Source organism: Azospirillum sp. UFLA03-27 (genome assembly GCF_059803775.1).
The window spans coordinates 1-21,851 of record NZ_JAUQTX010000100.1 but is presented as its reverse complement, the minus strand read 5'-3'; the positions used below and the strand labels follow the sequence as shown (position 1 = coordinate 21,851).

Genomic DNA, 21,851 nt, shown 5'->3' with positions numbered 1-21,851 from the left:
CGTAACCGTGCGGCGCAGGTGCTGGGGTGGCGTCTTGCCGCGCGGGCGGCACGCTTCGATCAGCGGATGCAGAATCTTCCATTCCGCGTCCGTCAGAACCTCGCTTCCGTACTCAACTGCCATCCCAACCAAATGGGCACGGACCTCAAGCGCTAACGGCCCCTAGTCAGCTTGGGAATTTCGCTGCGGGACATTGAGGCGGCAAACGACAATCTAAGTCATCTTGTTCTTACCCCGCCCAGCGGCACGAGAGCCAATTTGAGCCACTCGAATCTATGCAAGTCCAACTTCCAGGGAAGCGACCTTAGAGCCGCGGTCTTCGAAGGCAGCATATTCGGTGAAATGGCTGATCTTACCTGCATCACTGGTGCCGGCGCTTCATTCTTTTGGACGTTTCTGCAAAGATCCAGGCTAACCGGCTCGAACTTCGAAGGCAGCGACTTCTCCGGCGCGGACCTCAGAGGCGCTTTTGCCGACGGCGTCAATTTTCGCCGCACCAACTTCAACTACGCCGATCTGCGCAACATTTCTTTCAACTCGATCCGTATTCCGCCCGAACCAGGAACCGACGGGCGCAGCAAGCCGACCGACGTCACCGGAGCCACCTTCTACGGCGCCGACCTCCGCAACACGGATTTGCGGACGTTGATCGGCCTCACCAGCGACAGCCTGAATGGGGCTTGCATCGACCAAACCACACAACTGCCCGAGAGCATTTCCGTGAAGCGCCCATGCGTCCTTGAAGTTCCCCGCGGGAGCCTCACCACCCGCCACGCCATCCCAACCCTGGGCGATGCCGCGGCTGAGCGGTATCGTGACCGGGCGAAACGCTGTGGCTCGGACTTCGGGGATGATCCACCCGCAATCCGACGCGGCCGCAAACCGTGCACAATCGAATTGGCTGATCGTTGAGCCATCGCTTCGACGCCATGGCAATTCAGCGACGGAATTCGTCGACCGATAGACCACTGCGCAACAGCAGCAACACCGGTTCCTCAGCGTCCAGCGTGATGGCAGGCGCCCGGTCGAGCGATCCTTGGCGGCCTTGTCGAGCGGGCGGTCCATGGCGTGCCCGAGGATACCGCCGATAAAGAAAAGGCTCTTGTCGCGGTCTCCCGCCTATCCGCCTGTTCCAGTGATCGCGAAGCCGGGAAGGAGTACGATCAGGCTCCTAAAGGCCAAGGGAGCCCCGGCGATGACTGAAGCCGCGGCCGTTCGCTGGGAGAGCGGTGACCTCTATGAACCCTACGTGGGACGCTGGAGCCGTCCGGTGGCCCACGCGTTGTTCGCTTGGTTGAACGCCCCGACCGACCTCGATTGGCTCGACGTGGGCTGCGGCACCGGAACGGTGGCGGAGGCCATTGCCGAGCGATGCGCCCCCAAGCGTTTGGTCGGGATTGACCCGTCAGCCGGCTTTCTCGACTTCGCACGTCGGCGCTTGAAGGCCTCGGGCGCCGAGCTGCTTCAAGCCAATGCCCTCGGCCTGCCGTTCCCCGCCGCCCAGTTCGATCGCGTGGTGTCCGGCCTCGTCCTCAACTTCCTGCCCGATCATCCGCTCGCGGCTTCCGAGATGGCGCGGGTCGTTCGACCGGGCGGCGAGGTGGCGCTCTATGTCTGGGATTACGCGGGCAAGATGGAGTTGATGCGCCGCTTTTGGGATGCGGCGATCGCACTGGACACGCAGGCCCTCGGGTTCGACGAGGGGTGTCGTTTCCCGATATGCCAGCCGGAGACATTGCGCCGGCTGTTCGAGGGCGCCGGCCTTTCGCAGGTGAAGACCCTTGCGATCGACGTTCCCACCAAGTTCCGCGACTTCGACGACTACTGGGCTCCGTTTCTTGGGGGACAAGCGCCGGCGCCGGCCTACTGCATGTCGTTGGACGAGGACAGCCGAGCCGCGTTGCGTGAGCGCCTGCGGGCGTCCTTACCGGCACAGGCAGACGGCAGCATCCATCTTGTCGCGCGGGCCTGGGCCGTGAGGGGCCGCAAGGACTGACAAAAAGGCATGCGCCCGGCCAAAGCCGGTGGTCAGCCGGACAAAATGCGGTTTGAGCCAACGTGGTGAAAGGGGACTGGCGCAATCGAAAAATCGGATTGGTCAAGCCCTGTGCGGACGATTGTTGGAGGACCACTGACACGCCTGCCCCGTTGTTGTTCCAGATTATCATTGTGGGGAGACAACGATGCGTGAGCGCGGGAGGTGGTGCCTTGGCATGGTGGCAGCGGACGGGTGCCCATGAGCATCCTGGTGCGCCTGCTCCTGCTGGTGCTGCTGGCCATTGCCCCGATCTCGGCCATCGAGGTCTGGAATCAGCTCGAACAGCGCCGCAACCGGGAGGCGGAGATCCACAACACCGCCCTTCATCTCCTCGGCCTGCTTGGCGGCGAGCAGCAGCGCCTCGTCGAGGGGGTGCGGCAGACTCTGGCGTTGCTCGCCGAGACACGCGTGGCGCGGGACCTGGATCCACTCGGATGCCAGGACCTGTTGGAACGGACGGGTCGACGGATCCCGGATTACCTGACGATCAACCTCACAGGTGCGGACGGCGTTATCCTGTGCTCGACTGACAAGCTTCGGCCAGGCATCACCATCGCGGACCGTGCACACGTACGCGCGGTGCTGGAGGGTGGCGGATTCACCGTCGGCGCGTTCATCCGGCAGCGGCCGAGCGGGAGGCCGGCGATGCCGTTCGGGCTGCCGATCCTGCGTGACGACGGAACCACGGTTGGTGTGGTCTCGGCACTAATCGATCTCGGCTGGTTGACGAGCTACCTCGCCAACCACCCGCTGCCCTCCAACGCCGCGGTGCTCGTGGCAGACAGCGAGGGGGCTGTGCTGGCTCGGGTGCCGGAGTTGCTCGGCGTCGTTGGCACCGTGCTGCCGGATCGCTTCCGTCCGCTGCTCGACGCCGACACCATCGGCACTGCCCAACTCCTCGGCATCGACGGGCACGAGAGGGTGTTCGCCTACGTGCCGCTCGCCGCCGGTGTCCGGCATATCTTCGTTGCCATCGGTGTTGACCGGAATGCGGCCATGGTCGGCATCGATGAGGCGCTGTGGCGATCCCTGGTCTGGACCGCGGCAACGCTTTTGCTGAGCCTCCTGGCGGCTGTCCTGCTCGCCCGGCGCTATCTGCACCGCCCCGTGGGGGCTCTGGTCGCGGCAACCCGGCTCTGGCGCGCGGGCGACCTTTCGGCTCGCGCTGGATTGGCGGATGACAGATCCGAACTGGGTCATCTGGGCCAAGCATTCGACAGCATGGCCGAGGCCCTGGAAGCGCGAACCCGCGCCCATAACGATGCCACGGCGGCATTGCAGGCCAGCGAGGCCCGTTACCGCTCCATCGTCATGACCGCCGTGGACGCCATGGTGGTCATCGACGAACGGGGCGTGGTCCAGTCCTACAACCCGGCCGCCGAGCGCATCTTCGGCTATGCCGAGGCGGAGGTGGTGGGGCGCAACATCGCGATGCTCATGCCCGAGCCGTACCGTGCGGAGCACAACGGCTACATCGAGGCCTACCAGCGCACCGGCATTCGCAAGATCATCGGCATTGGCCGTGAGGTCGAGGGGCTTCGCAAGGATGGCACCACCTTTCCCCTGGAGCTCGCCATCACGGAATGGAAAGTTGATGGACAGCGCTTCTTCACCGGAATTATGCGCGACATCACGGACCGGCGGGAGGCGGATGAGGCGTTGCGGGCGAGCGAGGAGCGCTTCCGTGCGTTGGTCGAGCATGCGCCGCAGAAGATGTGGGTGAACCGGCCGGATGGCGCCTTGGAGTTCGTCAACGCCGCCTTCCGCGCCTATACTGGCCGCGAGACGGACGAGTCCACACGGATGGACGATCTTCATCCGGACGATGTGGAGCGCATCCAGGGGGCACGCGCGCAAGCCATCGCTGCCGGTGACCCGCACGAGTACGAGCTGCGTTTGCGGCGTGCGGACGGAGCGTACCGCTGGCACCTCAGCCGCACCCATCCCATCCGCCAGGGAGGCCATATCATCGCATGGTTCGGCGCGGCCACGGACGTCGATGACATCCACCGTGCCCGAGAAGCGGCGGAGGAGGCCGACCGCTCGAAGAGCCGCTTTCTCGCGGCGGCTAGCCATGACCTGCGCCAGCCCCTGCAGTCGATTCTGCTGTTCGCCGAGGCGCTTCGCCCCTATGTCGCGGATACGGTTGGGCGGGAGCGGTTGGATCGGTTGCAGCACGGCCTCGATGTCCTGAAAAGCCTGCTCGATGGTCTGCTCGACATTTCCCGGCTGGATGCCGGCATTGTTGCACCGCAGTTTGAGGACTTCTCTGTGCAGGATCTGCTCGGGCCCTTGGATGACGCCTATGGGCTGATCGCACGGGACAAGGGGTTGGAGTGGCAGACCATGCCATGCGGCGCCCGGGTCCGCAGCGACCGCGTGTTGCTCGACCGCATGCTGCGCAACCTGATCGAGAACGCCATCCGCTACACCGAACGGGGCCGGGTGCTGGTGGACTGCGCCATCCGCGGTGACCGACTGCTCATCGAAGTTCGTGATACCGGCCCGGGCATCCCTGCGGACCATCTTGGCCGGATCTTCGAGGAGTTCCACCAGCTGGGCAATCCCGAGAGGGACCGGACCCAGGGGCTGGGGTTGGGGTTGGCGATCGTGCGCCGGCTGTCGACGCTTCTCGACCATCCGGTGGAGGTGTGCTCGCGTCCCAACGGTGGGTCGCTGTTCAGCATCGCCATGCCGCTCGCCGCCGAGGCGGTGCCCGTCCTGTCAGCCGCTGAGCCGTCCGCCGAGCCCGCATCGTTCCATGGGGCGGACCGGATGTTCGCGGTGGTGGTGGACGATGACGCAATCGTCCTGATGGGGCTTGAGACGATCCTGCGGGAATGGGACTTCGACGTGCTGGCAGCCGACTCCACGGACGAGGCGCTGAAGCGCCTGGAGGCGGACAGCCGCCGGCCCGACATCCTGATCGTCGACTACCGCCTGCGCGCCGGGAGGATCGGGACGGAAGCGGCCGTGCGCATCCGCGAACGGTACGGGCACGACATCCCCGGGATCATCGTGACCGGAGAGATCGGGCCCGAGCCGCAGAACGACGCCATCGCTCATGGTCTCGGGCTCATGCACAAGCCGGTGACCCCGCGTCTCCTTCAGGCGACGCTCGCGCGGCATATCCATGCCGCGGAGTGACTGCTTTCCGGCTGGTGCGGCCCAGGTGGCGCCAAAACTGAAATGGGATTGGGTGCGGAAGGGAACTTGCATCGAGAAGCCACGCCCTTGCCGGCGCACGTGCTCAGGGCCATCTTCTTGCGTGCTGGGGCTGTGCGGGTAAGGGGGCTTGCCCCGTCTCGGTCGAAATCCCGACAGCGCTGTAACGGGGCATGCCGCGGAGACGGACGTAGGTCTTCGGGCCAGCAGCTTTACCCAGCCATTCGCCGTGTGGCGAAAGGGATGCGGCTTCCCATCGGGCGCTGATCATCCAGATGCAGGCGCAGACGCTCGAGTAGCCGTTCGAATAAGCCATCGCGCCGCCAGCGCATGAAGCGGTCGTAGATGTTCTGCCGCGACCCGCAGCGCGCTGGGATGTCGCGCCAGGGCACACCGGTATTCAGCTTCTAGAACAGCCCGTTGACGACGTCACGGTGACTAAGCCATCGCCCGCCAGGGCGCCCGGACGGGGGCATCCGTTCTGAAACCAGCGCCTATTGGGCGTCGGAGAGCTCATGGCGGCGTATCGCGGTCGCTCCGGCTGAAGGGGGCTACCGCTTCCAACAGCTCCAACACGCCGGTCCGTCAGACACTACCTAAAGGTCACAGCAGCTCGTGCACGCCGTCGCGAACGATGTCGATCAGCCTCTCCGCCAAGGGATCGAGGTCTGCGTCCCTCCGGTAAATCGCGAGATTGATGGAGGGCAGCGGCGGCAGGCCGCCGTCGCACTCGTCCAACGCTCGTAGGCCTGGAGGTAGGCCCACCGCCGTGCGGATGGTGAGCCCCAAGCCGGCGGCCACGCCGGCCCACAACCCCGACAGGTTGGGGCTCGTCAGCGCCACGCGCCATGCCCACCCGGCGCGGTCGAGCGCGGCTGTCCCCACGCTGCGGAACCAGCAGCCGTCGTCGAACGACACAATGGGCAATGGCTCTCCCCTGGCGTCCTCCAGCAAACGCCGGGTCGTCGCCGCGTCGCGCGCGCCGATCCAGCGGACCGGCACCGTTGCGACGTCCACCTTGTGTGGGGCCGGCGCCCTGTCGTCCCAGGCCAGCGCAAAATCCAGCCGACCGCGCGCCACCCGATCAAGAAGATCGGCATTGCGTGCCACCCGCGCCTCGATCCGGATCTTGGGATGGACCCGCGAGAAGCGGCCGAGCGCCATCGGCAGCAGGGCCTCTGCAAAATCCTCCTGCATGCCGATCCGCAGCCATCCCTCCGTCGCCATACCGTGCAGGGCAGTCACTGCCTCGTCGTTCAGATCCAGCAGGCGGCGCGCGTAGGCCAGCATGGTCTCGCCCGCCTCCGTCAGGGCAAGGCCGCGGCCGGACTTGCGGAAGATCGGAGTGCCCGCCTGCTCCTCCAGCTTCTTGAGTTGCGCGCTGATGGCGGACGTCGAACGGCCCAGTCGGTCGGCGGCCTTGGCGAAGCTGCCAAGGTCCACGCCGGCCACGAAGCTGCGCAGCACGTCGAGGTCGAAGCTGATCTTCACGCAGCAACCGTCCTGGTTTTCGGGATCTAACGTCAAAAACTTCCTGATTATCGGGATGATCGTCGCGCGCTATCACGCTGATGGCAAGAACAATTGAAGACGAGGCTTTCCACCATGGCGACCATGAGACGGCGGATCATGAGGCTGGCGATCACGAGCGAAGGACGCGATGCGGGCACAGCAAGGCCGGCAGTGGGGGGTGTGGATGCACACCGATGGAAAGTGCTTGGGGTGGGCGTCGCCGCGAACGGCAGCTTCGCCGCGGCGCTGACGGGGCTTCCGGCCACCGCGGTCCTCATGCGGTTGGACTACCGGCTGGAGTTGACCGATCTAGGATGGGTGATCGGCGCCATGGGGCTGGGGGTGGCCGTCAGCGAACTGCTGTGGGGCATGCTGACCGACCGCTGGGGCGACCGCAAGGTGTTGCTGACGGGCCTGGGCCTGACCAGCCTCGTGCTGGCGCTGATGGCGCTGTTCCTCTCTCCGGCTGCGTCCGTCACACCGTCCGCCGGGCTGCTCGGTGGCGCCCTTCTGTTGGTGGGCGTGATCGGCGGGAGCCTGAACGGGTCGAGCGGGCGTGCCGTTATGGCTTGGTTCGGTGAGGGGGAGCGCGGCTTGGCCATGAGCATCCGGCAGATGGCCCTGCCGGCGGGCGGTGCTGCCGGCGCTCTGCTGCTTCCCGCGCTGGCGGAGAGCGTGGGATTCCGTGGCGTCTACGGGGCGCTGGCGGCGATGTGCCTGGTAACCACGGGCTTCGTGTGGCTCTGGCTGCGCGAGCCGCCGGTAACCCGGCCGAAGGGCGAGCCCGTGGCGCGGCCGGGCACGGGCGGCACTGGACTGTTCCGCAACGGCTCGGTCTGGCGGACGGTTTTCGGGCTTGGCGCGCTCTGCATCCCCCAGATCGCGGTAGTGACCTTCGCGGCGGTCTTCCTGAACGACGCCCTCCATCTTGGCACGACGGCCATCAGCGCGACCATCGTGGCGGTCCAGCTCGGGGCTGCCGTGGCTCGTGTGTGGAGCGGCCGTTACACCGACCGCCGGCGGAACCGGCGCCCCTTCCTGAAAGCGTGCGCGCTGCTGACGGCGGCCGTCTACGGGGCGCTCGCCCTTTTGGTGGCCGTGGAACCTACTGGAGCCGGACACCACGGCGCCTTGATGCTGGTTGGTGTGGGAGTCCTGGTGGTCGGTGGTATCGTCGCGTCGAGTTGGCACGGCATCGCCTTCACTGAACTTGCTACCATCGCCGGCATCACCCACACCGGGGCGGCCCTCGGGCTCGGCAACACCTTCGCCTTCGGGACTTATTTCCTTACTCCGTTGGCGATCCCCCTCCTTTTGGACCGGGGTGGCTGGGGCGCCGTCTGGATGGCCTCCGCGCTGGCGGCACTGCTCGCCTTTGCACTGTTTCCGAAAGCGGCCGCGACCCGCTAGTGGAACGAGTCTGACGCCCGTTTTGCTTTGTTGACGTTCGGAGTTGACCCGGATCGGTGGACGGTTCAACGCCCACGCCACGCGGGGGCATGTCAGCGCCGGTGTCGTGAAAGGGAACACTCGTTTGGACGGCCGCGTAACGGCGATGCGTTGCTTCAGGCAGTCGCAGACGTTTCGGGCCGCTCCACATGACTGGGTGGAGGCCAGTCATGTCGGTGCCGACCGGAGTTGCTGCTGCAGTTGCCGCGACCATCCTCTTCTGGGGCAGCGCCCTTGCGGCCCAGCCCGCCGTCGATCTGGAACTCGTGCTCGCCGTTGACGGATCAGCAAGCATCGACCAGGCCATGTTTGAGTTCGAACTCGACGGACATGCGGCCGCATTCCGAGATCGGACCGTGGTGGAGTTGATCCGTGGTGGCTATCGCGGTCGAATTGCGGTGACCCTGGTGCTATGGTCGGATCCCACGGCCCTGAAGGTGCTCGTCCCATGGACGGTGATCGCTGACGCCAGCAGCGGCGAAGCGTTCGCGGCGGCGATCGACGCCGTGCCGCGGCGTGACCGTGCCGGCAGCACCGGCATCGGTGCGGCGCTGTTGAACTGCGCGACGCTCTTTCCCGACGTCATGCCGGCGCCCCGCCGTGTCATCGACGTTGTCAGCAACGGCTACAACAACGTCGGCACGCTCCCAGAGGTCGCGCGCGACCGCGTCGTTGCTGAGGGCGTCACCATCAACGGCCTGGTCATCCTCGACGAGGTTCCCTGGCTCGGGGCGTATTTCGCACAACGGGTCATCGGCGGCTCCGGCGCCTTTGTCCACAGCGTCGCTGACCGATCGAGTTTTGTTCACGCCATCACCGCCAAACTCAAGCGGGAGATCGCCAATGCAGCCGAGCAGGAGAGCAGTGCGATTCAGAACCTTCCCGATTAGGGCAGGCGTTCCAACTCTTTCTCGCGCCGGGTTCGCTCGTCCTCACGCGGTTCCACGGTGGGCTTCCGGGCATCCTCCTTGGTCGGTGCCGGTGTCGTGCTCCGGTTCACCGGCTCCGTCTTCTGCTGCCGATGAGACCAGAAGCTCCAACGATCACTGCTGTGGCACATGCTTGCCTCCAATGTCTGGAGCTGAAACAACAGCCGGATGCGAACATCAGCGTGGGCCGTGCGCGCCCATCATTCGGACACCTACGGAAGTAAAGCCGAACAGATCCGGGCCGACGCGGCAAGAGGGAACGTGCGCCGTTTCTGTGGCTGGTCGGTTCTTGACCCGGACACTGTTGGCGAATTGGTCCGGATCAAGAGCGGAAGCGCGTCATACCGCCGTGCAGAAAGGCTGATACATAGCCTTTTTCGGGCCGCATATCTGATCGATGCCTCGCGCCCACTGAGATGGCCCCGCGAAACAGGGACCAGCTTAGTGGCGAAAGGGGACGCCCGCCTCGGCCGCGCTTTCGATCGTTTTTATCAGAAAGACAACGGATCGAACGACGCACCGGGGCAGGGTTAGAGTGCAGATCAAAACCTCCGCTGGGTCGAGCAAAATCAATGGCTTGAGCCCGTGAAGACGGGGTTTTGATCCGCGTTCTTAATGACCGGGGTTTGTCTTCTAAAAACTTTGCATACACTTAGAAAACTTTAGGTTGTGATTACCCAATTATCGTCACGTACCGTGCCCTTGCTTGGCCAAGCACGCGACCTCGCACCGGTTGACGGCGATGTCTTTCGGAGTATGGTCATCGATCTTTTGGGGCGAGGCCATCGCCTGGCGCATCCGGTGCCCTTCCCCAATGCGGACGAGAAGGGTGTCAGCCAAGGCACGCCACGCGGCGAATCCAACGGTGGCGCGGTCAGCGCGCAGCACCGCATGGATGGATGTGGACGACATGGGTTGTCTCCTGTTCAGAAATGGTGCCGACCTGTCTTGCCGGCCGATCACGGCCCGTGCCGGCAAACGTAATAGTCGTTCTGCAGGTCATGCGGCAGTTGGTGCACTGTGACGTCCGTGAAGCCGCGCTCGCGCAGCATCGTGATGGCCGATTCCCGCCCCCACATCGCGCCGAAGCCGGCACCGTCCTGGGCCAGCGACACGGTCATGCAGTGCATGCAGGAGACGGTGTAGAGAAGCGGCCCGATGGGGTGGTCGATGTTGTTGTGGTGGTGGCACGAGGCGTGGATGTCCTGCATCAGGAAGGTGCCGGCGGGCCGCAACGCACGCGCGATCGCGCTCAGCACGGTTCCCGGCTCCTTCTGGTCGTGGATGGCGTCGAAAGCCGTGATCAGGTCGTAGCGCGCCACCTCGTCCAGATGCGTCAGGTCGGCCTGGGCGAAGCGGATGTTGCCCGTTCCGTGCTGGATGGACTCCGCGCGCCCGCGCCGGATGGCTTCCACCGACAGGTCGTAGCCGGTGAAGCGGCTGTCCGGGAACCTCCGGGCCAGCAGGTTCAGCGCCCGGCCGCTGCCGCAGCCGACATCCAGCACGTCGATGCCGGCGTCCAGCCGTTCCACGATCCCCGGAGCCAGGGGCAGGATCTGGTCGGTCAGCGCGCCCAGCACGGTTTGCCCACTGTCCTCGGCCATCACCTCGTGAAAGCGTGTGAAGGCCTCGTACGGCACGCCGCCGCCCTTGTGGAAGCACTCTACGATGCGGTCCTCGACCGAGCCGAGCAGGGGGATGTACTGCGCATAGACCGCGACATTGCCCAGTGGGCTGGACCGCGTCAGCGAGGCCGCATGCTCCGCAGGCAGGGCGTAGCGGCCGGTGTCGGGGTCGAGGTCGACGAAGCCGCCCGTCACCATGGCGCCCAGCCATTCGCGGACGTAGCGCTCGTTGAGCCCGGCGGCTTGCGCGATCTCCCCGCTGGTGGACGGCGGCAGCGCCGCCATCCGGTCAAACAGGCCGGTGCGGTGCCCGACCGAGGTCATCAGCGCCATGGCGCCGCCGTTCAGCACGCCGATCAGCCGCTCCGCGAAGGCATCGGCCCGGCCCTGGTCGAAGCGGGCGGTCGTGGCGGCGGTTCTGTCGTGGGAGGTCGCGGCGGTCATCGGTGCGTTCCTTTCCGGGTCTGAAGTGCGTCGTGGCCGCAACATGACCCCACGCCCGTCTGCCGCCCGTCATCAGGCGCGTGAATCCCACGTGAAATCGCATATCGGTCCCGCAGACCATGGCCCGACCCTGTCTTTTTCCCCACTGCGGCGACTTTCACGCCGCTTTCACGCCCCGCATGACGGGTGGCTGACATGCTGGGGACTAATGTCGGGGCCCAACGTTCCCGCCAGGACACCAGGGAGAAGACACCGTGGCCCGCATTCCACGCCGTTCCGCGCTCCTCGCCGCCACCACGCTCGCTACCGTCGTGCTCGCTGTGGGCTGTCCTGCTGGCGCACAGGACCATTCGACGCACCGCCCGCTGAAGACGGAAGTGAAGCCCTTCACTGAAATGGGGACAGGAGCGGCCGGTCCGTTGGACGCGTCGGCCGACCTGCTCGACGGTCTTGGGACGCTCAGCTGGCCCGTCACGACCGTCAGCCCGCAGGCCCAGGCCCTGTTCGACCAGGGGCTCCGCCTGTCTTACGCCTTCAACCACGGGGAGGCGCGGCGCGCCTTCCGCAAGGCGCAGAGCCTCGATCCCGCCTGCTCCCTGTGCTACTGGGGCGAGGCGCTGGTGCTCGGCCCTAACATCAACTGGCCGATGGAGTCGGACGCCAACGCGCCGGCCTTGGCGGCCCTGCGGCAGGCGCAGGCCCATGCCGCCCACGCCACTGACCGGGAGCGTGCGCTGATCGACGCGCTCGCCCGCCGCTACGCGGAGGACGCGCCGGCCGACCGCAAGGCGCTCGACGCGGCCTACGCCGACGCGATGGCCGAAGTGGCGCGGCGCTTTCCCGGAGATCTGCAGATCGCCGTCCTGACGGCCGAGGCGATGATGAACCTGACGCCCTGGGATTACTGGGCGGACGCCGGCCGCACGCCGAAGGGTCGCACGGCGGACATCGTCGCGACACTGGAACGGGTGCTGGCGTCCGATCCGGAGCATCCCGGCGCGATCCACTACTACATCCACATGGTCGAAGCGTCCGACCGGCCTGAACGGGCGGAGCCCTACGCCGACCGCCTGGGCCGGCTGATGCCGGCGGCGGGGCATCTCGTGCACATGCCGTCGCACATCTACTACCGCGTCGGCCGGTACCGGGACTCGCTGGAGGCCAACCGCGGCGCGGTGGCCGCGGACGAAGCATATCTGGCGAAGGTCAAGGCCACCGGCATCTATCCCGGCGCCTATTACCCCCACAACATCCACTTCCTGATGGTCTCGGCGCAGATGGCTGGCGATGGGCCGACCGTGGTCGCCTCCGCCGACAAGCTCGCTCGGACCGTCACCGAGGAGGCGGCGCGGACGATCCCGTGGGTCCAGCCGATCAAGGCCGCGCCCTATTTCGCACACGCCCAGTACAGCGCGCCAGCGACCGTCCTCGCGCTGCCCGACCCGGGCGACACGCTGCCCTACGTCAAGGCCTTGTGGCATTACGCCCGCGGGGTGGCGCAGGCGGCGCAGGGCAACGCGGCCGAAGCTGGTCGCGAGGCGGAGGCCATCGACGCCATCGTCCGCACCACCGACTTCAGCGGCCTGGACGCGGCCGGCGTCCCGGCGGACCGCATCGCCACGCTGTCCCGCCATGTGGTGCTGGCGCGCATCGCGCAGGCGCGCGGCGACCTGGAGACGGCGCTTGTGGAGTTCCGCGAGGCGGCGGCGATTGAGGACACGCTGTCCTACATGGAGCCGCCCTACTGGTACTATCCGGTGCAGCAGTCGCTGGGCGCCGTCCTGCTCCAGACCGGGCAGGCGGCGGAGGCGGAGCAGGCCTTCCGCGCCAGCCTGGCGAAGACCCCGCACAACGGCTGGGCGCTCTATGGCCTGACCGAGGCGCTGAGGGCGCAGGGCCGCACCGTAGACGCCAATCAGACCGCCGAACGCCTCGCCCGCGCGTGGGCCGGCGATCGCAGCCAGCTGGAGCTGAACCGACTGTAGGCGCGTCAAGCGGCCAGCGCGTCCTGCACGCGCTGGATCGTGTGGACGAAGCCGACCTGGCGGCACTCCTCCAGCGCATGGAGAAGGGCGCGCCGGGTCGCCTCGTCGCGCAGGCCCCGGCCCCAGCGGGCCAGCGCCCGGCCGCGCGCGGCGAACAGCGTACACCAGGGCAAGGGCTCGGCCGCCGCATAGTCCTCCAGGGCCTGGGCGTAGCGCTCCGCCAAGGGCCAGTCCCGCAGGTCCAGCGCCGTGTCGATGGCGTCCCGGTAGAATTGCAGGTGGTTGTGCCCGACGCTTCCGCAGGCCAGCAACGCCTCCCCCTCGTCCAGCCGCTCACGCCGGACGGCCGGATCGTCGGAGCAGAGGGCCAACTCCGACAGGATCGACGGCCCCATGTAGCCGAGCCCCGTGTCATGGGCGAGGTCGAGCGCCTGGTGCAGCAAGGCGCAGGCTTCCGCACGATGGCCGGTGATTCGTTCCAGCTTCGCCTCGAACGCCAGATGCTCCGCCTCGAAGCGCAGTGCGCCGAGCTGTTGCGTCAGCGACCGAGCGCGGGCGAGGTGGTCGCGGCCGGCGGTCGCGTCGCCCAGCTCGAACAGAATCTCATAGGCGACGAGATGCGACAGCATCTCGGCCCGGCGATGGCCGATGTCCCGGGCGGTGCGGGCACCGGCGCGGGCATCCTCCACCGCACCGCGCGGGTCGTTGAGGTACAGGCGCGTGATCGCGACCATGTAGAGGTTCGATACTTCGACACGCGCCAAGCCATGCTCGCGGGCGAGCGCGACGCAACGTTCGAAATGCTCGCGCGCGGTCACCATGCGGCCGTGGGCGTAATGGGCGTCGCCCAGCCCGCCCAGCGCGGCGATTTCCAGATCCGCCGCCCGGGCCTGCTGCGCCCAGTCGAGCGCCGCCCGGTGCTCGCGCAGGCAGCCATCCAGATCGCCGCGCGGAAAGCAGAGGTTGCCGCGCAGGTGGTGGATCCGTGCCCGTTCGCCGGCCAGTCCGGCGCGCACCGCCATCGCTTCGGCATCGGCCAACGCCGCCATGGCGCCGTCCAGATCCTCCGTCACCCGCTTACCGGCCGCTAGGCCGAGCGAGGCCCGGCAGCGTTCGGCATCGCTGTCCGCAAGGTCCCGCGCGGCCGCGAACGCCTCTACCGCCGCCGCGGCTTCGCCCAGGGAGTCCAGCAGTTCGGCGTGCAGGTAGGCCAGCGCGAAGCGTTCCGCGCGCGTCCCGGCGAGGGCGAGCCCGCGCTCGGCGAGGCCGACCGCACGCTCGAACCGGAAATCGACGGCGCACAGCTCCGCGGCGTGGGCGTAGGCCGCCACGGCCGCGGGATCCTCCGCCCGGTCGAGGTGCTCGGCGTGGCGCACTGGGTCGTGGCCGGCGTACCAGGCGGCGGCACGCCGGTGCAGGTCGCGCCGGCGCGAGCGCAGGAGCGCCCCGTACACCGCCTCCTGCACCAGGGCGTGGGCGAACAGGAATGCCTCCCCGTCCGGGCGGATCAGCGCCTGGCCGAGCAGCGCGGCCACGCTGTAGTCCGGCTGGCCGATCAGGTGCCGGACGGCGTCGAGCGTAAACCGCGGCCCCAGGATTGAGGCCGCCTGCAAGGCCTGCCGGTCGAGCGGAACCAGCGCGTCGGTGCGCGCCAGCACGATCCCGTGGATGGTCCCCGGCACGTCGTTGCCGTCGCCCTGGCTGCGCAGCAGCTGGTCGAGGAACAACGGATTGCCCTCCGCCCGCTCTACGCAGCGCAGCACGCGCCGTGCCCCTGCGTTGGCGTAAGTGCTGGCGAGCGTCACGGCCTCGTCCCGGCGCAAGGGCGCGAGGTCGAGGGTCAGCACCGGGACCCCGCCAATGGCGGCGCGCCATTCGGCGCCGAACGGATCTCCATGGACGCGGGCGGAGATCACCAGCACGGCGCGGCATTCCGCGACCACGGCCGCCAGCATGGCGAGATAGGACAGGGTCTGCGCGTCGGCCCAGTGCACATCCTCCACCACGAGAAGCAGGGGTTGCACGGCGCTCCGGGCGCGCACCAGCGCGGCGAAGGCATCGCGCCGGCCACGGTCGCGCGTGGGGTGGTCCAACGCCTCGTACACCGCGCGGAGATCCGGTGGTAATGGCCGGTCCAGGATCGGATAGAGGGGCAGGCGGGAATCCGTCGGTAACAGCCCGTCTTCAAACAGCCGGTCGAGGTCGGCCGGCGGTCCGGCGAGGCTGCGCACCAGGGCCCGCAGCGCGTCCTGCCCGCGTCCGACGCCAACCTCGATCACAAACCCAACGGCGCTGCGGAACCCCGCCTCGGCGGCGATCCGCTGGAATTCGCCGACGAGGCGGCTTTTCCCGATTCCGGGGTCGCCGCGCAGGTGGATGGTCGTGCCGATGCCGCTCTCGCGGCACCCGTCGAGCGCCGCCTGGAACTGGCGCAGCTCCGCCTTACGTCCAACGAAGGGATGACGGGCTGGCCCTGCGCCGCCGTGCAAGCCGCGCAGACGCCAAGCGAGGCTTTCCTTCCCGACCGACGCCGGCTCCACGTCCGCGCGGTCGCCGAGGGCGCCGCGCATGGCGTCGCAGAGCAATGTTTCCCCGGAGGCGGCGCGCGCCGACAGACGCGTGGCGTCATGCATGGCTTTGCCTGTGACGGTCCCGCCGCGTGCACCGTCCACCACGACCAGCCCGCAGGCCACGCCGGCCCGCACGCCCATTCTCGTCGTCGCACGCGCCAGCTCCGTCTGGCCCAATACCGCTTGGTCCAATTCGGCCTGGATGTCGAGTGCGGCGCGCACCGCCCGCCAAGGGTCGTCGCCGAACGCGCGCCGGACGCCGAAGGCCGCCAGAGCCGTATCGCCGCCATGGCGCACCGTTTGTCCGCCATAATCCCTGACGATCCGGTCGATGCGCTCGAAGAGGGCGGTGGTGAGGGCGTGGGCGTCCTCCGGATCGAGAGCGGCGTCAGCCTCCTCCACGCCCGCCATACCGATGCACAGGATGGCCGCGTAGCGCAATTCGGGCTCGACAACGGAACTGGCGGCGGCGGGCGGCGGCAGTTCCGGCGGAATGGCGGGGGTGTCCGGCTTCTCGTTCCCGGATGGGACCGTTTCAGACCGGAGGACATCCAGCGCAGGAGACGCCGTTGAGGTGGGGCCATCGCGAGCACGCCGGCGTTCACGAACCTCGCGGAACAGGCGCTCGGTGCCCGGTTCGGGCAAAACGCCCAGCTCGCGCTCCAGCAAGCTGCGGCAGGTCTGATACTGCTTCAGCGCCGCGGCGTAGCGCCCTTGCCGGGCGTAGAGCTGCATCAGCGTCCGGTGGGCCGGCTCCTGCAAGGGATCGAGCGCCAGAATGCGCAACGCCGTGCGGACGCCGATTTCCGTCGTGCCGGCCTCCAACGCGGCATCGAGCCGTTGGGTCATCGTGGAGAGCGCCAGCTCGCGCAGGCGCTGTCTTTCGGACATCAGCCAGTCGTCAAAGGTTGGGGCGCGTAACGGAACGCCGTCGAAGAGGTCCCCACGATACAGATCCAGGGCGCGATCCTGCGCTTCCACCGAACCGGTGGTCATTCCCTCGGCCACCGCCCGCTCGAACGCAGCGACGTCGGTCTCAACGCAACCGGCGGCGAGCGCCACCATGTCTCCTTCGGCCAGCAACAGCGGTGGGCCATCCCCTGCAGGCAGCCGGCGCAAGGCCGCGATCACTTGGCGCAAGCTGCTGCGGGCCTGAATGCCGGAGCTGTCTTCCCAAAACAGAGCGGCAAGCTTGTCGCGGGATTGGGTGTGGTCGGGACGCAGGGCGAGGTGCACCAGCAGGCCCATCGCCTTTCTGGTGGTGAGCACGACCGGCGAGCCCGCAGCCGTTCGCAGTTCGAACCCGCCGAGGAGGGACAACCTCCAGGCGTCCATGGCAACTCCACACCGCAATGGTCCATGGCGAGGCCAGCTTGACGCAAGCTGCCACCAAACGATGTTTGCCGCCAGATCGATTCCGAGCATCTCCTCCATTGAGCATTGGTGGTTGGGACCGACTTCTGCAGCCAGAGGGAAAGTGTGGCCGCCTGCTTCGGATCAATTGCCAGTCGAAGGTGGTGTGGCGAAAGGGGAACCTGCCCCGAGAAGCCATTCCCTTGCCAACACGCATGTTCAGGGTCATCATCTTGCGTGCTGGGGCTGTGCGGGTAGAGGGGCTTGCCCCGTCCCGGTCGAAATCCTGACAGCGCTATAACGGGGCACGCCGCGGCGACAGCCGTAGGTCTTCGGACCAGCAGCTTCACCCAGCCGTTCGCCGTGTGGTTAAAGAGGGCACCAAGTTCGAAGCCCCTGATGGTCCGCTTTGCGATGAGAGCAACACCGCATGCGGAGCCTTCCGCCGGCTGCCACTATGTGGCCGCGTGCTCTTCGATGAAATCGACGCGTTCTGGATAAAACGCCAAATGTTCGCGGATGGCGGCCACGGCGGGATAGGGAGTCTCGTAGGTCCAGACAGCGTTGATCGCGATGCGATCACCCACGCGCAGGCTGTAATAAGTGGCATCGCCCTTGTAATGGCAATGCGTCGTGTGCGCCGTGCGCTCGAAAGCCGTCATGTCGGCATCCGCGCGGGGAATATATTGAACCGCGGGCAACTTCGCCTCCGTCAGCGTCAGGGCGCGTGCCGTTTCGGCGACGACCCGGCCGGCGAAGACGACACGGATCCGATTCGGGTTGGGGATGATCGTGATGGGATGCTCTGGGCCGGGAATTTTCACAGCGATACTCCTTGCTCGCCAGTGGTTGCGCCGGTCATGGCGCGGCCATCATGCCATATACCAGCGACTCTTGATCCTGATCCATCAGGATCAAGAGCTTCGGCGGCATGGGCCGGCCGCTTGTGACCGTGGTATCGCTGATCTGCGGCCGGCGCTTTCGCCATGCTACTCTGGGCGGCGTGACGGAGCGTTGCCCTTATTTCACATCCTTGCCCCAGGTGGCTCCACCGATGAAAGATTGGATCTCAATGAGCATGCAGCCATGGGAAGGACGTGACCGGCTGGTGGCGATCGACATCGAGACGACCGGACGGCGCCTGCCGAGCCTCCAGGACATCCGTAAGGCGCCCAAGGGCCTGCGTCAGCCCGGCATCATCATCGAAATCGGGTGTCTTGAGATCATCCGTGAGGGCAATGGCTGGAGGAAAGCGCGCAGCTGGGAGTCGCGGGTCAACCCCGACGCCCCTCTCCATCCCGACGCCATCAAGGTGCACGGCATCAAGCCCGCCGACCTGAAGGCGGCGCCCCGCTTTCCCGAGGTGGCCGACGCGCTTCTCGCCTTTCTGGGCGAGGACCTTCTGGTGGCACATGCCTATGAGAACGAGATGGACTTCCTGAACTACGAGTTCGCGCGCTGCGGACGCGCCACATGGGGTGCCGACACGTTCTCGGCGGACCGGTTCATCTGTACCAAGGAGATGTCACACGCGTTCTTCCCCGGTGCTTCCGGCTCGCTCGATGCGCTGTGTGATCGGCTGTGGCTCGACCGGAGTGATCGCTTCGCCCACCATGGCGCGCTGCTCGACGCAGACCTGACGGCTGATGCCTTCGTCAAAATGGCGTTGGGAGATACCGGCCCGCGCGACGCTGTGTATGAGTGAGGCACGGCGCCGGGCATCCGGATATCGTGCCGCGCGCCCTGACGGGCGGAAGGTGTCAAGGTCGCGTATCGGGGCAGCTTGCGCTGAACGGTGCTGGCTGCTCATGGCGCAGAGTCGACAGTCCGGCGCCTGGCAAACCGATCTCGCGCTGTCGGGCAAGGTGTCGCCGAACTTTACGCGCTGACAGTTGGTCAGGTCACCCTCGAGGACGGGCGGGACCGGCTTGTGAAAGGACCTGCCCCCCACTTGGTCCTAATCGTGCCGGTGCTATGATTCCGCACTGCGTGAGGCGCCGGGCGAATAGCCCATGATGCGCTTGAAGGCACGGCTGAAGGCGGCCTGCGAGCCGTAGCCGAGCCGATGCGCGGCGGTTTCGATCGGCAGACGCTCCCGGCCGATCCACTGGGCGGCAAGCCGCATCCGCAGCTCCGTCACGTAGCGGACCGGGGTCACGCCGGTCACCTCCAGGAAGCGCTCCGCGAAGACCGAACGCGAGGCGCCCATCTCCGCGGCCAGTTCCGCCACGGTCCAGTTGCGGCCGGGATCGCGATGCAGCGCGGTGATGACGCGGCCGAGCCGCGGGTCGCGCAAAGCGTCGATCCAGCCGCGCGCATCGCCGCAACCGCATTCGACCCAGCCCCGCACGATGGAGGCGGACACCACGTCGGCCAGCCGCGCCAGGATGCCGGCATAGCCGGCGCGCTCCGCCCGCGCCTCCCGCTCCATCGCCTCCAGCATCGGCAGGATTTCAGGGTAGCGGTCGAGCAGGGTGCCGACCTGCATCACCTCGGGCATCAGGCCGACCAGCGGCTGCATGGCGCCGAGGTCGAACTCCATGCAGCCGGTGAAGATCACCGCATCCTTCGTCCGGCAGCTTTCCGGCGGGCAGGACTCGATCGCACCGACATTGCCGCACAGCGGCGCCGTCGCGAAGCTGGCGACGTCGCGGGCCGGCAGTTCCGGCGCCGATAGCAGCTCGTGCGCGCCGCCGCGCGGCAGCAGCACCGCATCGCCGGTGTCCAGCGTGAAGGTACCGCCGGCGAGCAGCCTCAGCACGACCGGCCCGCGGGCGATGAAATGGAATTGCGCCCGCCCCTCCACCATCCCGAAACCGATGCCGAAGGGAGGGGCGACCTGCATGCGGCGGTACTGCACGCCGGTCAGCCGCATGCCGAGCAGAAGCTCGCTGACGAGATCGGTGGCGGGAAGGAGACGGGATGAGTCGGGCATATCCGGACTACCGATCAAAAGATGCGGACGTTGTGGCATAGATCGTCCAGCACCTCCAATCTATTCTGCGTCGCAGCATAATCTTCCTGCGAGGACAGACCATGATGGAACCTGTGAGGCAGGCCGGCGCCGCGCCGGCGGAGCCCGCCTGGGGTGCCGTCTTCTCCCTGACGCTCGGCGTGTTCGGACTGGTGACGGCGGAGTTTCTGCCGGCCAGCCTGCTGACGCCGATGGCGGCCGACCTGCATGTGACCGAGGCGATGGCCGGCCAAGCCGTCACCGCGACCGCCGCGGTGGCGCTGGTCGCCAGCCTGCTGATCTCCGCCGCGACCCGCCGGATCGACCGGCGCCATGTGCTGCTCGCCTTTTCGGCGCTGCTGTTGGTGTCCAACCTGGCGGTCGCCTTCGCCCCCGACCTGCTGTCGCTGCTGGTCGGACGGGTGCTGCTGGGGGTGGCGCTCGGCGGTTTCTGGGCCATGTCGGCCGCGATCGCCATGCGGCTGGTGCCGGAGCCGATGATTCCGCGGGCCTTGTCGATGATCTTCAGCGGCGTGTCCGCCGCCACCGTCTTCGCGGCCCCGGTCGGAAGCTATCTGGGCGACCTGCTCGGCTGGCGCGCGGTGTTCCTGATGGCCGGTGGGCTGGGGCTGGCGGCCTTGGTGGCGCAGGTTCTGACGCTGCCACGCATGGCGCCGAACGGCCACACCAGCCTCCGCACCCTGGGCGAGGTGATGGCGCGGCCTGGGGTCGGGATCGGCATGGTGTCGATCATCCTGGTCTTCACCGGGCATTTCGCGCTGTTCACCTATGTCCGGCCGTTCCTGGAGACGGTGACCGGCGTCGGCGTCAGCGGCGTGTCGGGCATCCTGCTGGGCTTCGGCATAGCGAACTTCGCCGGCACCTATTTCGGCGGCGCGCTGCTGGCGCGCAGCATGCGGCTGACCCTGACGGTCATGCCGCTGACCATGGGGCTGCTCGGGCTCGGGCTGGCCGCGCTGGGCGGGTCGCCGACCGTGGCCTCGGTGCTGATCGCGTTGTGGGGCGTCGCCTTCGGCGCCGTGCCGGTGGCCTGGTCCACCTGGATCACCCGCACCGTGCCGGACGAGGCGGAAAGCGCCGGTGGTCTCTTCGTCGCGGCGGTGCAACTCGCCATCGCCACCGGTGCGGCAGTGGGCGGCGCCATCTTTGGCGTCAGCGGCGCCGGGGGGGTCTTCGGCGCCAGCGGAATTGTGCTGCTGCTGGCCGCCCTGGTCGTGCTGGGAGGCATGCGCGCGCGGGCAGTCGCTGTCGCCTCCTGATCACCTCCATCAGACGCCCGCGGATGGACCGGCCGCTGTCGCGCTCCGTTTCCAGGACGGTAGGCCCCCATGCCACCAGCACCGTACCCGGAAAACCGCCTTTCGCTCAGGTCAATACCCGCGACAGCAATCCTTCGTGATTGTCGACACAAGGAAGTTTAGACCCTCGGGCTCGGTTCAGTGTTGCGGGTTAGGCGCCAAGCTCTCGGTGGTGGTTCCGTACTGCTGGGAGCGGGATTCCTTCCGCGGTCGGAGGGCCCGTTCGCTCCGCTTTATAGCAGCCAACCAACTTCAGCTCCTGGCGCAACGCGGACGATTCCACCGCCTGGGCAGGGGCGACATCCGCCGATAGGAGTGTGGTGAAAGGGGACGAGGCTTGCCGGCATGGACCTCATACCAAGTCCTGATGAGCCGAACTCATAGGGACTTGGACTTCCTCGCCGGTCCTGTGCCCAAACTGCTCTGCCGTGTTAGCAGGGTGCGGAAAAACGAACATATTTCGGCCTTTTGCCCCCTCTGAGGCTTGGAAATGGCGTTTCCGCCGCCCG

15 protein-coding genes and 1 pseudogene are annotated in these 21,851 nt (G+C 67.2%); 9 read left to right on the top strand and 7 right to left on the bottom strand.

Annotated features, from left to right (window positions below; genetic code table 11):
- Positions 1-171 precede the first annotated feature (171 nt).
- The 4 genes and pseudogenes from Q4I23_RS16355 to Q4I23_RS16340 form a co-directional block, all read left to right on the top strand.
- Positions 172-318: pseudogene (locus Q4I23_RS16355) on the top strand (pentapeptide repeat-containing protein); the annotation flags it as partial.
- Between the two features lie 24 nt (positions 319-342).
- Entirely contained in the window at positions 343-912 is a 570-nt protein-coding gene (locus Q4I23_RS16350; RefSeq protein WP_498526900.1) for a pentapeptide repeat-containing protein, read from the top strand.
- Positions 913-1,195: 283 nt separating this feature from the next.
- Positions 1,196-1,996, top strand: a complete 801-nt coding sequence (locus Q4I23_RS16345) for a class I SAM-dependent methyltransferase (protein WP_498526899.1) — start codon at positions 1,196-1,198, stop codon at positions 1,994-1,996.
- Positions 1,997-2,236: 240 nt separating this feature from the next.
- Positions 2,237-5,185, top strand: a complete 2,949-nt coding sequence (locus tag Q4I23_RS16340; protein WP_498526898.1) for a PAS domain S-box protein — start codon at positions 2,237-2,239, stop codon at positions 5,183-5,185.
- Positions 5,186-5,415: 230 nt separating this feature from the next.
- Here Q4I23_RS16340 and Q4I23_RS16335 read toward each other — a convergent pair whose 3' ends face one another.
- Together Q4I23_RS16335 and Q4I23_RS16330 are read right to left on the bottom strand one after the other, a co-directional pair.
- Positions 5,416-5,595, bottom strand: a complete 180-nt coding sequence (locus Q4I23_RS16335; RefSeq protein ID WP_498526897.1) for a transposase — start codon at positions 5,593-5,595, stop codon at positions 5,416-5,418.
- A 211-nt stretch (positions 5,596-5,806) separates the two neighbouring features.
- Positions 5,807-6,694: a LysR substrate-binding domain-containing protein gene (locus Q4I23_RS16330; protein ID WP_498526896.1), complete on the bottom strand. Its 888-nt coding sequence runs from the start codon at positions 6,692-6,694 to the stop codon at positions 5,807-5,809.
- Positions 6,695-6,925: 231 nt separating this feature from the next.
- On the opposite strand from Q4I23_RS16330, the gene Q4I23_RS16325 reads away from it, so the two are divergent.
- Positions 6,926-8,125: an MFS transporter gene (locus tag Q4I23_RS16325; RefSeq protein ID WP_498526895.1), complete on the top strand. Its 1,200-nt coding sequence runs from the start codon at positions 6,926-6,928 to the stop codon at positions 8,123-8,125.
- Positions 8,126-8,334: 209 nt separating this feature from the next.
- Entirely contained in the window at positions 8,335-9,054 is a 720-nt protein-coding gene (locus Q4I23_RS16320) for a DUF1194 domain-containing protein (RefSeq protein WP_498526894.1), read from the top strand.
- Positions 9,055-9,780: 726 nt separating this feature from the next.
- On the opposite strand, the gene Q4I23_RS16315 is transcribed toward Q4I23_RS16320, so the two are convergent.
- The gene (locus Q4I23_RS16315) at positions 9,781-10,005 is read right to left on the bottom strand and encodes a hypothetical protein (protein WP_498526893.1); all 225 of its coding nucleotides are present in this window, start codon (positions 10,003-10,005) and stop codon (positions 9,781-9,783) included.
- 47 nt (positions 10,006-10,052) lie between these two features.
- Positions 10,053-11,162 carry a class I SAM-dependent methyltransferase gene (locus Q4I23_RS16310; RefSeq protein WP_498526892.1) on the bottom strand — a complete coding sequence of 370 codons (1,110 nt, stop codon included), beginning with the start codon at positions 11,160-11,162 and terminating at the stop codon, positions 10,053-10,055.
- Between the two features lie 254 nt (positions 11,163-11,416).
- On the opposite strand from Q4I23_RS16310, the gene Q4I23_RS16305 reads away from it, so the two are divergent.
- Positions 11,417-13,147 carry a tetratricopeptide repeat protein gene (locus Q4I23_RS16305; protein ID WP_498526891.1) on the top strand — a complete coding sequence of 577 codons (1,731 nt, stop codon included), beginning with the start codon at positions 11,417-11,419 and terminating at the stop codon, positions 13,145-13,147.
- 5 nt (positions 13,148-13,152) lie between these two features.
- Here Q4I23_RS16305 and Q4I23_RS16300 read toward each other — a convergent pair whose 3' ends face one another.
- The gene (locus Q4I23_RS16300) at positions 13,153-16,986 is read right to left on the bottom strand and encodes an ATP-binding protein (RefSeq protein WP_498526890.1); all 3,834 of its coding nucleotides are present in this window, start codon (positions 16,984-16,986) and stop codon (positions 13,153-13,155) included.
- Between the two features lie 539 nt (positions 16,987-17,525).
- Positions 17,526-17,894: a DUF427 domain-containing protein gene (locus Q4I23_RS16295; protein ID WP_498526889.1), complete on the bottom strand. Its 369-nt coding sequence runs from the start codon at positions 17,892-17,894 to the stop codon at positions 17,526-17,528.
- A gap of 230 nt (positions 17,895-18,124) precedes the next feature.
- Between Q4I23_RS16295 and Q4I23_RS16290 the strand changes: the two genes are divergently transcribed.
- A complete protein-coding gene (locus Q4I23_RS16290; protein WP_498526888.1) occupies positions 18,125-18,775 on the top strand; it encodes a 3'-5' exonuclease in 651 nt (216 codons plus the stop codon).
- 267 nt (positions 18,776-19,042) lie between these two features.
- Here Q4I23_RS16290 and Q4I23_RS16285 read toward each other — a convergent pair whose 3' ends face one another.
- The gene (locus tag Q4I23_RS16285; protein WP_498526887.1) at positions 19,043-20,005 is read right to left on the bottom strand and encodes an AraC family transcriptional regulator; all 963 of its coding nucleotides are present in this window, start codon (positions 20,003-20,005) and stop codon (positions 19,043-19,045) included.
- A gap of 104 nt (positions 20,006-20,109) precedes the next feature.
- Between Q4I23_RS16285 and Q4I23_RS16280 the strand changes: the two genes are divergently transcribed.
- A complete protein-coding gene (locus Q4I23_RS16280) occupies positions 20,110-21,303 on the top strand; it encodes an MFS transporter (RefSeq protein WP_498526886.1) in 1,194 nt (397 codons plus the stop codon).
- Positions 21,304-21,851 lie beyond the last annotated feature (548 nt).

Bases quoted from the DNA above. Each gene is read 5' to 3' on its own strand.
- Q4I23_RS16350 (WP_498526900.1), top strand. From the start codon at position 343: ATGGCTGATCTTACCTGCATCACTGGTGCCGGCGCTTCATTCTTTTGG.
- Q4I23_RS16345 (WP_498526899.1), top strand. From the start codon at position 1,196: ATGACTGAAGCCGCGGCCGTTCGCTGGGAGAGCGGTGACCTCTATGAA.
- Q4I23_RS16340 (WP_498526898.1), top strand. From the start codon at position 2,237: ATGAGCATCCTGGTGCGCCTGCTCCTGCTGGTGCTGCTGGCCATTGCC.
- Q4I23_RS16320 (WP_498526894.1), top strand. From the start codon at position 8,335: ATGTCGGTGCCGACCGGAGTTGCTGCTGCAGTTGCCGCGACCATCCTC.
- Q4I23_RS16315 (WP_498526893.1), bottom strand. From the start codon at position 10,005: ATGTCGTCCACATCCATCCATGCGGTGCTGCGCGCTGACCGCGCCACC.
- Q4I23_RS16310 (WP_498526892.1), bottom strand. From the start codon at position 11,162: ATGACCGCCGCGACCTCCCACGACAGAACCGCCGCCACGACCGCCCGC.
- Q4I23_RS16290 (WP_498526888.1), top strand. From the start codon at position 18,125: ATGAAAGATTGGATCTCAATGAGCATGCAGCCATGGGAAGGACGTGAC.
- Q4I23_RS16285 (WP_498526887.1), bottom strand. From the start codon at position 20,005: ATGCCCGACTCATCCCGTCTCCTTCCCGCCACCGATCTCGTCAGCGAG.
- Q4I23_RS16280 (WP_498526886.1), top strand. From the start codon at position 20,110: ATGGAACCTGTGAGGCAGGCCGGCGCCGCGCCGGCGGAGCCCGCCTGG.